This is a genomic window from Neobacillus terrae, assembly GCF_011393025.1.
Classification (GTDB): domain Bacteria; phylum Bacillota; class Bacilli; order Bacillales; family Cytobacillaceae; genus Neobacillus_A; species Neobacillus_A terrae.
In genome coordinates this window covers 16,637-30,146 of sequence record NZ_JAAOEO010000013.1, presented here as the reverse complement: position 1 = coordinate 30,146, position 13,510 = coordinate 16,637, and the positions used below count along the sequence as shown (strand labels likewise).

Genomic DNA, 13,510 nt, shown 5'->3' with positions numbered 1-13,510 from the left:
ATGGAGGCAACTTATTATGCTGACAAAAAGAATTATCCCATGCCTTGATGTTAAGGAAGGCAGGGTTGTGAAAGGCATTCAGTTTGTGCAGCTCCGCGATGCCGGTGATCCTGTTGAACTTGCCCGGTTTTATGATGAGCAGGGTGCAGATGAACTAGTTTTTCTGGATATCTCGGCGTCTTCAGAGGGCAGGAAAACCATGGTCGAGGTCGTTAAGGCTGTTGCATCTGAATTGGCTATTCCGTTTACAGTCGGCGGGGGAATTAACTCGCTGGAGGATATGAAAAGAATATTAAGAGCAGGAGCGGATAAAGTGTCCCTCAACACCGCTGCTGTAATGAATCCTGAACTTATTAATGAAGGATCAAACTTTTTCGGGGCACAGTGTATTGTTGTCGCAATCGATGCAAAATACGACGAAGACTGGGGAACCTGGCGTGTATATACTCATGGAGGCCGGACTCCTGTTGATAAAAGGGCAATTGATTGGGCTATAGAAGCTGCAGAACGTGGGGCCGGAGAAATTTTATTAACGAGCATGGACAGTGACGGAGAGAAAAAAGGCTATGATTTAAGTCTGACAAGGGCGATAAGCGAAGCGGTTTCCATTCCTGTCATTGCCTCAGGCGGAGCGGGAAATGCAGCCCATTTTAAAGATGCCTTTACAGAAGGCAAGGCGGACGCCGCCCTTGCTGCATCCATTTTTCATTATAAAGAAACCTCAGTAGAAGAAGTGAAGCAATTTCTAAGAGAAGAAGGAGTGTCGGTCAGATGAACCCGGAAGAAATAAAATTTGATGAAAAAGGCCTCGTACCTGCCATCATTCAGGACGCAACTACAAGAGAAGTTCTAACACTTGCTTATATGAACCGTGAATCTCTGGAAAAAACACTTGAAAGCGGAGAAACCTGGTTTTACAGCCGATCCCGTCAGGAACTGTGGCATAAGGGTGAAACAAGCGGCAATACACAATCTGTAGTGGAAATGAAATATGATTGTGATAAGGATGCACTTCTTGTTTTGGTTAATCCGAAAGGGCCTGCCTGCCATAACGGTACGACAAGCTGTTTTACTGGCAACGGTAACCAAACTAATTCTTACGAAGGCAGCTACACGATCCTTGAGACTCTAGAAAAACTAATCATTGACCGGGATGCCCAGCGGCCAGAAGGAGCATATACAACCTACCTTTTTGAAAAAGGTGTCGACAAGATTCTGAAAAAGGTTGGGGAAGAGAGCGCAGAGGTTATTATCGCTGCCAAAAACCGCGATCCTGAGGAGCTCAAATGGGAATCAGCCGACCTAATTTACCACCTGATGGTTCTTCTTGTGGAGCAAAAACTTCCATTCAATGAGGTACTTAAAGTATTAAATGAAAGACATAAAAAGTGAAGGCAGCCAATTAGGCTGTCTTTTGTTTAATTTTTAAAGAGTCCAACTTGGTGGAGAGAGAATTAAATTTGGAACAAGGAACTTTTAATAACACGGCAATATTAACTCTATTTGTATATTAAAGGGAATCCGCGACACTCCTGCGGAAAAACGGGCTGACAAGACCCCACAGCGAGGAACGAGCGAGGAGGCTTGGCAGTTCGTCCGCGGAAAGGGAGGGGATTCCGTCTATTTCATTTGGTAATTGTATCTTGGTTTACCAGGAGGTTAGTCTCTTTCCCAATAAGATATTGGGAAAATAATATATTTCCCTGAGTCAGAAGGCTGGTGAAGTTTCTGAAACCCTTCTCGTACGTGCCATTATTGTGATATACTACTCTAGTTATTATGGTTTTGATGGAGGACTTCATGAGTAAAGACTCTAAAGCAAGAAAACAAAAAGGGAAAATCCTTACATTTATTCCGACGGGGGAATACTATTTTACCAAGGGGCTTAAAGCGTTCCACCGCCGTGATTTTATAAAATCAAAAAAGTATTTGCAGCGAGCCCTACAGCTTGAACCTGGTGAGCCCATGATTGCGTGCCAGCTGGCAATCGTTTGGACCGAGCTAGGTGAATATGAGCAATCCAATAAGCTGCTGCATCTTATCTTGGAAGAACTGGACGAAGAAATGGCCGAGTGCCATTATTTTTTAGCCAATAATTATGCCCATATGGGCTTTTTTAAAGATGCCTATAATCATGCCAAACTCTATTTAGAGCTGGAGCCTGAGGGTGACTTTATGGAGGATACCGAAGACCTCATTGAGCTGCTTACTCTCGAAGAGGATGACATGGATGAAGTACTCTATGAAGAGGATGATTTGATCGCCAAGCAGGAACAGGCAAGAGACCTGCTGGAATCCGGCTATTTTCCAAAGGCTATCGAACTGCTGAATTCAGTGGTAGAAGAGTATCCGGAATATTGGTCAGCCTACAATAATCTGGCATTGGCCTATTTTTATCTAGGTGAAACTGAGAAAGCCGAATCTATACTAATGGATGTTCTTACACGCAATCCCGGGAATTTACACGCGCTGTGCAATCTTCTCGTTTTTGCGCATTACTTGAAGGAGCCGGAGAAGGTTTCACATTTGATTGGGATTTTGAAAAAAGTCACTCCTCTTTTAACTGAGCATCAATTTAAGCTTGGTGCAACATTTGCACTTGTTGGTGAATATGAGTCCGCCTATGTATGGCTGCGTAAGCTTTATAAAAGTGGATTTAACGGTGACGGTCCTTTTTATTACTGGTTGTCCTATGCTGCGTACCACACCGGCCATGAAAAAATGGCGCGGACCATGTGGGAGCTGGTACTTCAAACGAGCCCGGAAAAAGAAGGCCTCGAACCCTGGAATGAGACAAGGGAGCCGATCAATGGCTTTGAAGATCATATAGAATCCATCTATCAGAAATTGGACAGCGATTATCTGGAAGAACGATTGTTTGCTCTATTTCTTATTTCCGTATCTGAGAAAAGGGATACGCTGCTCTCAGCAAAACGTGTGAATCAGAATGACAAGCTGTCACTGCTTGAACAGGAATATCTGCAGATGATCAAGACTGGTAAACGGAAACGTTACTCTCCTGCAGCTGATGCCGATGAGGTTGCCAAGATTTTATATGAGTTCCACCAGCCAATCGGTACCATGGAAGCCGGTTTGTACCTAATGTGGTTTTCGGTGTTTGCGGAAGCATTAAAGACTGGGGCAGAAATACAAAATAAAACAGCTTGGGCCGCTGCTATGGACTTTATATGGTCAAAACTGCGCGGTGTGAAATTATCTCAAAAAGTGATTGCCGGGCAATATGGCATTTCAGCCTCCACCATCGGAAAATATATTAAATTGGTGAACTCCTGTCTGCAGTGAGCAGATGTATGGACGTCCAAAACATTGTTTTATAGTATGAAGATAATTGGAAAAAATAAAGCTATGTATGTCCCATTTTAGGAGTGAAAATAATGACTGAGGAAAAAATTTATGATGTAATCATCGCAGGAGCTGGCCCAGCCGGGATGACTGCTGCTGTATATACTTCACGTGCTAACCTTTCTACGCTAATGATTGAGCGTGGTGTTCCTGGCGGACAAATGGCGAATACGGAGGATGTTGAAAACTATCCTGGTTACGAAAGCATTCTTGGACCTGAACTTTCAACTAAAATGTTTGAGCATGCCAAAAAGTTCGGTGCTGAGTATGCCTATGGCGATATTAAAGAAATCATCGACAATGGCGACTATAAAACAGTCGTTGCAGGCTCTAAACAATATAAAGCCTATTCTGTTATTATTTCTGCCGGTGCAGAATATAAGAAAATTGGTGTGCCAGGCGAAAAAGAACTGGGCGGCCGCGGTGTTTCTTATTGTGCAGTTTGTGATGGTGCTTTCTTTAAAGGAAAAGAGCTCGTTGTTGTAGGCGGAGGAGACTCTGCTGTTGAGGAAGGTGTATACCTAACTCGTTTTGCCAGCAAGGTAACCATTGTTCACCGCAGGAGTGAACTAAGAGCGCAAAAGATTCTCCAGGATCGCGCTTTTGCCAATGAAAAAATTGATTTTATTTGGAATCATACGGTGAAGGAAATCGATGGGGAAGGCAAAGTGGGGAGCGTTACACTAGTATCCACTGAAAATGGTGAGGAAACAGAATTCAAGGCTGACGGCATTTTCATTTATATTGGAATGATCCCACTATCCAAACCGTTTGAAAGCCTTGGAATAACCAACGAAAATGGTTATATTGAGACCAACGCCCTTATGGAAACAAAGGTTCCTGGAATTTTTGCAGCCGGGGATATTCGTGAAAAAACACTTCGTCAAATTGTTACAGCTACAGGTGACGGCAGTATCGCCGCTCAAAGTGCTCAGCATTTTGTAGAAGAGCTTAAGGAAGAAATGAAAGCAAGACAGTAAAAAACCAATTATGTCGATTTTAGGATAAAAATTCACACAAACGTAAACGGCATTTAACTCTTCTGTAACAGAAGTGAAATATTGGTAGGGTATGATAAAAATAGAAATTGACCCCCTTTTAAAAATATAATCCTTTTAAACACAGGTGCATAACCTGTGTTCTTTTTTTATTCCAAATTAGTGGTAAAAGTATCCTGCCTTTTTCGCTCAATATTCCTTTTCTGTTCATTGTGACAGGTTGCCAAAAATAGTATAATAAAAAGAATCGATAGTCGGTACATTGGGGTGAAGAAAGGTGCAGCGAGTCACCAATTGTGTTTTAGTGAAGGATAATCAGGTACTGTTGCTTCAAAAACCGCGCCGCGGATGGTGGGTGGCGCCAGGAGGAAAAATGGAGCCAGGTGAATCTGTAAGGGATTCCTGTATTCGGGAATACCGGGAAGAAACCGGCATATATTTAAAAAAACCTCAGCTAAAAGGCATTTTCACTTTTATCATGATGGAGAAAGATCAGATCATATCGGAATGGATGATGTTTACTTTCATGGCTACTGACTCTGACGGAGTCATGCTGAAGGAATCAGCTGAAGGCAAGCTGGAATGGCACCCTGCTGAGCAGCTGCAAAATCTGCCCATGGCAGCCGGGGACTATCACATCCTTGATTATATGATTCATGGAAACGGCATAATTTATGGCACGTTTACATATACGAAGAATTTTGAACTGATCAGTTATAGATTAGATCCTAGTTAATAAACAATTTTTATAGGGGGAATGGGAATGAGTACCGGAGCTGCCAACGATTTGCAAATGGTTATCATAACGGGTATGTCCGGGGCAGGAAAGACAGTTGCGATTCAAAGCTTTGAAGATTTAGGATTCTTTTGCGTTGATAATCTGCCGCCAACCCTGCTGCCGAAATTCCTGGAACTGATGAAGGAATCAGGAAACAAAATGAATAAAGTCGCACTTGTCATGGACTTAAGAGGCAGGGAGTTTTTTGATCATCTTTTCAAGGCTCTTGATGATTTGGCAGAGACCTCGTGGGTCACACCGCAAATTTTGTTCCTAGATGCTGATGATGCAGCACTAGTGAGACGGTATAAGGAAACGCGCCGGTCTCATCCGCTTGCCCCATCTGGCCTTCCGCTTGAAGGAATCAAGCTGGAGCGGGAACTTTTGGAAGAGATGAAAGGCAGGGCTCAGGTTATCTATAATACCTCAGCCATGAAGCCTAAAGAACTTCGTGAAAAAATTATTAACCAATTTACTACCAACAGTAAAACGGTGTTTACAGTAAATGTGATGTCTTTTGGATTTAAGCACGGGATTCCTATAGATGCGGACCTTGTTTTCGATGTGCGCTTCCTGCCGAATCCTCATTATATCGATCATATGAGACCAAAAACAGGAATGGATGAAGAGGTATCAAGCTATGTGCTAAAATGGAGCGAGACACAAAAGTTCCTTGAAAAAGTAACGGATCTTTTAAGCTTTATGCTGCCGCACTACAAACGCGAAGGTAAATCCCAGCTTGTAGTTGCGATTGGATGTACAGGCGGACAGCACCGTTCTGTTACACTGGCTGAATACATTGGGCACTATTTTCAAAAGGATTACCACACTCAAATAACCCATAGGGATATTGAGAAGAGGAAGGAAAAACAACATGACTGACAGCGGACAGCCAAGAATCGTTATTATAGGCGGGGGTACCGGCCTTCCTGTTTTACTGAGGGGCTTGAAAAAGTATCCTGTTGACATAACAGCGATTGTAACCGTTGCTGACGATGGTGGCAGTTCCGGAAGGCTCCGGGATGAACTGCATATCCTGCCTCCTGGTGATATAAGGAATGTTCTTGCCGCTCTTTCCGATGTAGAGCCTTTGATTGAGGAAATGTTCCAGCATCGATTTAAAACTGCAAACGAGCTTTCCGGCCACTCTCTTGGAAACCTAATTCTGGCAGCCATGACATCAATTACAGGAAACTTTGTGCATGCCATTCAAGAAATGAGCAAAGTACTTAATGTACGGGGAAAGGTGCTTCCTGCTGCCAATCAGAATGTTGTGCTTCATGCTGAGCTGGAAGATGGTACAGTCGTTTCGGGTGAGTCAAAAATTCCTTTTTCGGGCAAAAGAATAAAAAAGGTTTTTTTAACTCCGCAAGATATTTTGCCACTGCCTGAAACTATACAGGCAATCCAGCAGGCAGATCTGATCATACTTGGCCCTGGGAGCCTTTATACGAGCATTCTGCCGAACCTATTGGTGCCTGGGATCGGTAAAGAGTTATGCGAGTCGAATGCTAAAAAAATATATATTTGCAATCTCATGACCCAGGCGGGAGAAACTCATGGTTTTACAGCCAGTGACCATGTAAAAGCTATTTATGACCATATGGAGTGCCATTTTATTGATACTATTTTAGTCCATAACGAGGAAATTCCTCATGATATACAGTTAAGATACAATGAAGAACTGGCTAATCCCGTTGTCTACGATGTGCCTGAGTTGTTTAATCTTGGGCTGGAAGTGGTACATGGTGATATTGCCATTCAGGAAAACAGTGCTTTTAGGCATGATCCCAAAAAAGTAGCTGAAATTTTGTATTCATTGCTTTTGAATGAAACTAAAAAGAGATTTAACTCGTAAATATAAATGTGTTAATGCAAACGTTTGTCTCTAAAAGGGGGTGAAGGCATGTCTTTTGCTTCGGAAACGAAAAAAGAACTGACCGGACTGGAATCAAAACAATGCTGCAGCAAATCAGAGCTCTCGGCTCTGATTCGGATGAATGGATCTCTTTCTTTTTCAAGCCGAAAGCTGGTTGTTGATATACAAACTGAAAATGCTGCGATTGCCCGAAGAATTTATACGCTGATTAAAAAAAATTATGAAGTTCGAGTGGAACTTCTTGTTAGAAAAAAGATGCGTTTAAAGAAGAACAATGTGTACATTGTTCGTTTAAACGAGAATGCGCGGGATATATTGGAAGATTTAAAAATTCTAGGTGAGGGCTTTGCCTTTGTCCATGATATCTCACCAGAATTGATTAAAAAGAAATGCTGTAAGCGTTCTTATTTACGCGGCGCTTTTCTTGCAGGAGGCTCGGTTAATAATCCTGAGACCTCGTCTTATCATCTGGAGATTTTTTCGCTTTATCAGGAGCATAATGAGTCCTTGTGTGAATTAATGAACTCATTTGGCTTAAACAGTAAAACTCTTGAACGCAAAAAGGGATATATTACGTACTTAAAAGAAGCCGAAAAAATTACTGAATTCCTGAACATTATTGGAGCACATAATGCATTGATGCGCTTTGAGGATGTCCGGATTGTCAGGGATATGCGCAATTCCGTAAATCGCCTGGTCAACTGTGAAACAGCCAATCTTAATAAAACAGTTGGAGCAGCAATAAGACAGGTGGAAAATATACGTTTTATCGACCAGACAGTAGGGCTTCATACATTGCCTGATAAGTTAAGAGAAATCGCTGAGCTAAGGATTAATTATCAGGATATTACCCTTAAAGAGCTTGGTGAAATGCTTGGTGGCGGAAACATTAGCAAATCCGGAATCAACCACCGCCTGCGCAAGATCGACGAGATTGCTGAAAAACTGAGGGCTGGCCAGCCTGCTCATTTTAAATAAAAGGTTTATGCCCGCAGACTTTTTTAGATATAAAGAGAAAATCCCAGAGGAGGGAACATGTTATGTTGGTAAAAGAAGTGGAAGTAAAATTGAAAACGGGTCTTCAGGCTCGTCCGGCAGCACTGTTTGTCCAGGAAGCAAACCGTTTTTCATCTGATGTATTTCTTGAAAAAGAAGGAAAAAAGGTAAATGCAAAAAGTATTATGGGGCTAATGAGCCTAGCAGTTGGCTCTGGTGCAGTCATCAGTATCATTACTGACGGCAGTGATGAAGAAGAAGCAATTTCAACACTTTCACAGTTTATTGAAAAAGAAAATTAATAATAAAAGGTCTGGCTGTCGCCGGACTTTTTTACTTTGACATAATCACCTTGTGGACTCCTAAGGCGAAATTTCTTCACTTTTTGTAAAAGTACTTCATTCTTTGTAAAAGTACTTCATTCTTTGTAAAAAATTCTTCATTTCTTTGCCAATAAAAAAGGCCATCCCGCGGGATGGCCACTCAAATATTCTTATTTCTTTTCTTCTACGTTTGGATTACGTGTAATGATATGGTCAACAAGACCGTATTCTTTTGCTCTTTCAGCTGTCATGAAGTTGTCACGATCAGTATCTCTGGAGATTACTTCAAGTGGCTGGCCAGTGCGCTCAGAAAGAATAGTGTTTAATTTTTCACGAAGGAAAAGGATACGCTTAGCAGCGATCTCGATTTCTGTTGCCTGTCCTTGTGCTCCGCCAAGTGGCTGGTGAATCATAACTTCAGCGTTTGGAAGGGTATAACGTTTTCCTTTTTCACCAGCGGCAAGAAGGAATGCCCCCATAGATGCAGCCATACCGATACACACTGTTGATACATGTGGTTTGATGTAATGCATAGTATCATAGATCGCCATACCGGCTGTGATGCTGCCGCCAGGGCTGTTAATATAAAGTGTGATGTCCTTTTCAGGATTTTCAGCTTCAAGGAATAGCAGCTGAGCAACAATAGAGTTGGAAACATTGTCATCAATGCCACTTCCAAGCATAATAATACGGTCTTTTAAAAGGCGGGAATAAATATCATAAGCTCTTTCCCCCCTGTTGGTTTGTTCAATAACTGTAGGGATTAAATTCATTTTTTCTTCCTCCTTTAAACTGGAAATGCCTTTCCTGCCCTGTTGGCAGGCTAGTTGGAAAAACTATGTATTGTTATCATACACTCATGGTCAATTAAGGTCAAACAATTAAACTCTTCCTACAAACTGAATCGTTCGACACTATTTCACCAACAAATATACCCTTAACCATCATACCCATCATTGCCCATTTTAAACATATTCTGCACTTGCAAAGAAAAGAAACATGTCATATAATATGTAAGCGTGAGTTGGGCAGACACCCATTCATAATTTTGTATATTTGCCCTCGTGGTGCAACGGATAGCACGTAAGATTCCGGTTCTTGAGATGTGGGTTCGATTCCTGCCGAGGGCGTCCAATTAAGAGATCTCCTGCTTTATAGCAGGGGATTTTTTTGTCGGTTAGGAAATTATAGATTTTCACCTTGTGGAAAACTCCGAACTAGGTTATTGTAATCCAGCTCCAGCGCCCAGCCCCTCGGGGTCATAAGCCAAATCACTTCAGAAATCAGGATTTCCTACGTGATTCGTCTTATGCCTGTTGGGGCTAACCAGGGCGCTTGCGCCTTTTGTTCTGTTTCCAATTGTTTTCTCTCCGAAAATACCACGCAATAATACCAGATAATTTTAAATGCTGCGTTATGGGTTCGTAGAATAGCAGGCGCCAGGGCGTCATTTTCTTCGGCAGTACTAGCGACTGCCCTTTGCTGACTTAGGTAAAAATAGTAAATCCATGATGATGTTACTGTTCTATGAGCGTATGTGTGCGCTTGTACGCGCGGAAATTAATAGGGAATGACAGAAAGGCTGAGCAAAATGATATGGCACCTTAATCGTTTGTTTTTTCCAGAGTTATTATTTGATTTATATCACTTATGTTGAATGCCTTCACTATCCTGGTAATATGTTCAATTTCAAACTCCTCTGTTTTTTCATCCAACAGTTCTGTCAAAGCAGTATGCGGTATACCTGTTCTGTAGGAAAATTCTTCGATTGATAAACCTTCCTTTTCTATTAAAGCACCGATTTTCAAAACTACTCTTTTTCTCATATTCATTCTCCTAAAAAGTGAAATTGATGGTGCTAGTAAGCATACAATATAATTATTTGGCCATGTATTATGTATTAAAGGTATACATGGAAAAATAACTGAATTAAGTGATAAGCAAAAATAGGAGAGACTCCAGCGGGAAAAGCAAGACAGGCGAGACCCCGCAGGTCCGTTGACGACCGAGGAGGCTAGCGGCTTGCCCGCGGAAAGCGAGTCTATTTTTGCATAATAAAAAACTAAGTCAATGAATAGAGCGAAATCAGCTTACAGCTATTAATATTATGTTACTAAGGTTTGAACAAAAAATCTTCAATACCAATTTCTTACCATACACCAATCATCTCCTATAATGTAAAATAAGGAGAGGAGGAATGAGAGATGAATTTAAATGCAGGATTATGGCAGCAGCAGACGTTAAAACTAAATATGACCCAGGAACTTACCCAGGCCATTGCCCTGCTGCAATATACAGCGCAGGAGCTGACTGCTTTCCTGGAAAATAAAGCGCTTGAAAATCCTCTTCTTCAAATTGAGCCGGGGAATGTCCAGCCAATGGATCCGCTAAAGGACCGAAGCCGCCAAAAGCATAAGCGGGCTGTTAAAGGTGGAGAGGATTGGATTGAAAACATCGCGGACAACTCTATCACTCTTGAAGAACAATTAATCTCCCAATTGAATTTAAAAAAGCACTCTAATGAACAGCTTAAAATAATACGTTATCTAATTCATAATCTTGATGTAAACGGTTACTTCACTGGAAGTATAGACGAGGCGGCTGCTGCTCTTCAGGCAGACCCGGAAATGGTTGAAAAAAGTCTTTCCATTTTGCAAGGCTTGGAACCCGCTGGTATTGCCGGTGACTGTCTTCAGAAGTGCCTGCTGCTCCAATTGGAGAGGAACTTCCCTGAACATAAATTGGCGCACGAGATCGTTTCAGATTATTTCGTCCAGCTGGCGGAAAAAAAGTGGAAAGTTATAGCAAAGGAACTTGATATTACTCTTAAAGAGGTTCAGGATGTATTTGATCATATTCAATCACTGAATCCACGGCCTGGCGGTGAGTTCCTTAATGAAAAAACATCCTTTGTTATTCCGGATGCTGTTATTGAGGTTGCAGATGGAGACATCATTGTCCGAACTCACGATGATCCGCTTCCTAAAATCAGCTTTAATGAATCCTATTATAAACAGTTTTCCGAAACAAAAGACCAGCAGGTCCGGCGTTTTTTGCAGGATAAATTCCAAGATTACCAGTGGATTTTGAAAAGTATCGAGCAAAGAAGAGAAACCTTGATAAGGGTAGTTATGAAAATAGCTGAAAAGCAGCCGCTCTTTTTTCAGAAGGGGCCGCAGTACTTAAAACCGATGACGATGAAGGAAGTAGCTGAGGAGCTCAGCATCCACGAATCTACAGTCAGCCGGACTGTCAGAGAAAAGTATGTTCAAACTCCTTCTGGAACGTTTGAACTAAAATCATTTTTCACCAGTACAATCCAAACAATTGATGAGGAAAGTATTTCTTCTGCTGCTGTTAAAAAAGCAATCTCACTCTTAATAGAGAAAGAGGATAAGCAGAAGCCTTTATCCGATCAGGATATTGCCGAGCATCTAAAAAATGCTGAGGGAACAGTGGTATCGAGAAGAACCGTTGCGAAATACCGCGACCAGCTGGGCATACCATCCTCTTCTAAAAGAAAAAGATATTAGGAAAAGCGGAGGCATCTGTTTAGCGACGTAAGGATACGATGAAAGGCTAAAAACGCCACGTCCTGTGGCAACGCCTTTCTGACCTGCTTCCTGCAGGCCTCCGCTTCGACTGAGATAAAGGAAACACGAAGAGTAACACGATTCGATGTTGACTTATCGTAGGGAGGAGTGGGATGGACACTAGTCGCTGGATGCTGTAGCTGGACAGTAAGAAGGGGGATATTATAGTGCCTGTAATTGATTTTTATACACGCAAGGGTTGCCATCTTTGCGAGAATGCAAAGGAAGAATTAATCGAGCTGCAAAAAGAGTACTCTTTTTCAATAAATGAAATAAATATCGAAACAAGTGACGATTTAACGGAGAAGTACGGTTTAATGATTCCTGTCTTTGTACTTGACGGTGAAGAGCTTGGATATGGCTGCGTTAACGAGTTTGACATAAGTAAACGTTTGCAGAAAAAATAGGCAGACTTATTGGTTGAAATAGGTTTTCACTTCGGTTACAATGAAAAATGTGGCCGGGGTGATTTTTTTTACAGCTGGTGGGACATAATATGTCTATGCGGGACATTTGTGGTCCATCTACATAACAAAGGAGCTAGCCCAATGGATTCTATTTTCGATATCCAAAGAAAATTATTACCCGATCTCCTGCAGGTCATGCAAAAAAGGTACACCATTCTTCACAACATTGGTTTCATGCAGCCAGTTGGAAGAAGAAGTCTGGCGGTCGGCCTTGGCATTTCTGAGAGAATCCTTCGCAGTGAGGTTGATTTTTTAAAAGATCAAAACTTAATTTCAGCTAATAATATTGGAATGAGTTTAACCTCTGAAGGGAAAAATTTATTGGAAAGCCTTGAAAGCTTAATGCGTGAACTAAAGGGTATAGATGTACTGGAAAAAGAGTTGATACGCACGCTTGGGATTCGCAATGTAATTATCGTCCCGGGTGACAGTGACGATTCTCCGCTTGTTAAGTCCGAACTTGGCAAGGCTAGTGTGAATTGCATGAAGCTTCTTCTTGATGAGAAGAATATCATTGCCGTTACAGGCGGCTCCACAATGGCGTCAGTTGCAGAAATGCTTACCCCTGATTTAGGGAAGAAAGAAATTCTTTTCGTTCCTGCCCGTGGAGGTATTGGTGAAGATGTGCAAAACCAGGCCAATACCATTTGCGCAATTATGGCAGCTAATGCAAAAGCCAAACATCGGGTATTTTATGTGCCCGACCAGGTAAGCAGGGATATTTATGAATCTTTTATCAAAGAACCAATCGTCCATGAAGTTCTCGGCCTGATCAAATCTGCTAGCATTATTTTACATGGTATTGGAGAAGCTATTCCAATGGCTGAACGAAGAAAAACCAATTCTGAGGATTTGGAAAAGGTTAAATCGGGAAAAGCAGTTGGTGAAGCCTTTGGTTATTATTTTAATGAAAAAGGCGATATTATTCATAAAGTCCTGACAATAGGACTGCAGTTAGATGATTTAAACCGCATACCAAATGTCATTGCTGTTGCCGGGGGCAAATCAAAGTCCAAGGCAATTCAGGCATACATGAAGCAGGCGCCTTCTTCCACCATTTTGATAACGGATGAAGGAGCTGCAAGGCAGTTATTAAAAGGTTAAATCCTTTTT

14 protein-coding genes and 1 tRNA gene are annotated in these 13,510 nt (G+C 41.8%); 13 read left to right on the top strand and 2 right to left on the bottom strand.

The annotated features are described in order from the left end of the window. Positions 1–16 precede the first annotated feature (16 nt). The 9 genes from hisF (at position 17) to G8761_RS17480 (ending at position 8,316) form a co-directional block, all read left to right on the top strand. A complete protein-coding gene (gene hisF / locus G8761_RS17520; RefSeq protein WP_166029004.1) occupies positions 17–775 on the top strand; it encodes an imidazole glycerol phosphate synthase subunit HisF in 759 nt (252 codons plus the stop codon). Beyond that, positions 772–1,392: a bifunctional phosphoribosyl-AMP cyclohydrolase/phosphoribosyl-ATP diphosphatase HisIE gene (gene hisIE, locus G8761_RS17515; protein ID WP_166029002.1), complete on the top strand. Its 621-nt coding sequence runs from the start codon at positions 772–774 to the stop codon at positions 1,390–1,392. The genes hisF and hisIE overlap by 4 nt, the downstream gene beginning before the upstream one ends. A gap of 408 nt (positions 1,393–1,800) precedes the next feature. After that, a complete protein-coding gene (locus tag G8761_RS17510) occupies positions 1,801–3,303 on the top strand; it encodes a tetratricopeptide repeat protein (RefSeq protein WP_166029000.1) in 1,503 nt (500 codons plus the stop codon). A 92-nt stretch (positions 3,304–3,395) separates the two neighbouring features. Then, positions 3,396–4,343, top strand: a complete 948-nt coding sequence (gene trxB / locus G8761_RS17505) for a thioredoxin-disulfide reductase (protein WP_166028998.1) — start codon at positions 3,396–3,398, stop codon at positions 4,341–4,343. A gap of 295 nt (positions 4,344–4,638) precedes the next feature. Next, positions 4,639–5,097, top strand: a complete 459-nt coding sequence (locus G8761_RS17500; RefSeq protein ID WP_166028996.1) for an NUDIX domain-containing protein — start codon at positions 4,639–4,641, stop codon at positions 5,095–5,097. A 27-nt stretch (positions 5,098–5,124) separates the two neighbouring features. Then, positions 5,125–6,021 (top strand): RNase adapter RapZ, encoded by an 897-nt coding sequence (rapZ, locus tag G8761_RS17495; protein ID WP_166028994.1) that lies wholly within the window; start codon positions 5,125–5,127, stop codon positions 6,019–6,021. Continuing rightward, positions 6,014–6,997, top strand: coding sequence for a gluconeogenesis factor YvcK family protein (locus tag G8761_RS17490; RefSeq protein WP_166028992.1), 984 nt, complete (start codon positions 6,014–6,016; stop codon positions 6,995–6,997). Before rapZ ends, G8761_RS17490 begins: the two co-directional genes overlap by 8 nt. Positions 6,998–7,045: 48 nt before the next feature. Beyond that, a complete protein-coding gene (gene whiA / locus G8761_RS17485; protein WP_166028990.1) occupies positions 7,046–7,996 on the top strand; it encodes a DNA-binding protein WhiA in 951 nt (316 codons plus the stop codon). 62 nt (positions 7,997–8,058) lie between these two features. Continuing rightward, the gene (locus tag G8761_RS17480) at positions 8,059–8,316 is read left to right on the top strand and encodes an HPr family phosphocarrier protein (RefSeq protein WP_166028988.1); all 258 of its coding nucleotides are present in this window, start codon (positions 8,059–8,061) and stop codon (positions 8,314–8,316) included. Positions 8,317–8,507: 191 nt separating this feature from the next. On the opposite strand, the gene clpP is transcribed toward G8761_RS17480, so the two are convergent. Next, a complete protein-coding gene (gene clpP, locus G8761_RS17475; protein WP_338000987.1) occupies positions 8,508–9,137 on the bottom strand; it encodes an ATP-dependent Clp endopeptidase proteolytic subunit ClpP in 630 nt (209 codons plus the stop codon). A 258-nt stretch (positions 9,138–9,395) separates the two neighbouring features. Between clpP and G8761_RS17470 the strand changes: the two genes are divergently transcribed. Beyond that, a tRNA-Arg gene (locus G8761_RS17470) sits at positions 9,396–9,467 on the top strand. Positions 9,468–9,941: 474 nt separating this feature from the next. Here G8761_RS17470 and G8761_RS17465 read toward each other — a convergent pair. Beyond that, complete coding sequence (locus G8761_RS17465; protein ID WP_166028984.1) at positions 9,942–10,163, bottom strand: helix-turn-helix domain-containing protein; 222 nt, start codon at positions 10,161–10,163, stop codon at positions 9,942–9,944. A gap of 378 nt (positions 10,164–10,541) precedes the next feature. Here G8761_RS17465 and rpoN point away from each other — a divergent pair, with 378 nt between their 5' ends. From rpoN to G8761_RS17450, 3 genes are all read left to right on the top strand, one after another. Then, positions 10,542–11,870: an RNA polymerase factor sigma-54 gene (gene rpoN, locus G8761_RS17460; RefSeq protein ID WP_166028982.1), complete on the top strand. Its 1,329-nt coding sequence runs from the start codon at positions 10,542–10,544 to the stop codon at positions 11,868–11,870. Positions 11,871–12,097: 227 nt separating this feature from the next. After that, positions 12,098–12,337: a glutaredoxin family protein gene (locus G8761_RS17455; protein WP_166028980.1), complete on the top strand. Its 240-nt coding sequence runs from the start codon at positions 12,098–12,100 to the stop codon at positions 12,335–12,337. A gap of 141 nt (positions 12,338–12,478) precedes the next feature. Continuing rightward, on the top strand, positions 12,479–13,501 hold the full coding sequence (locus tag G8761_RS17450) for a sugar-binding transcriptional regulator (RefSeq protein WP_166028978.1): 1,023 nt from the start codon (positions 12,479–12,481) through the stop codon (positions 13,499–13,501). Positions 13,502–13,510: the final 9 nt, after the last annotated feature.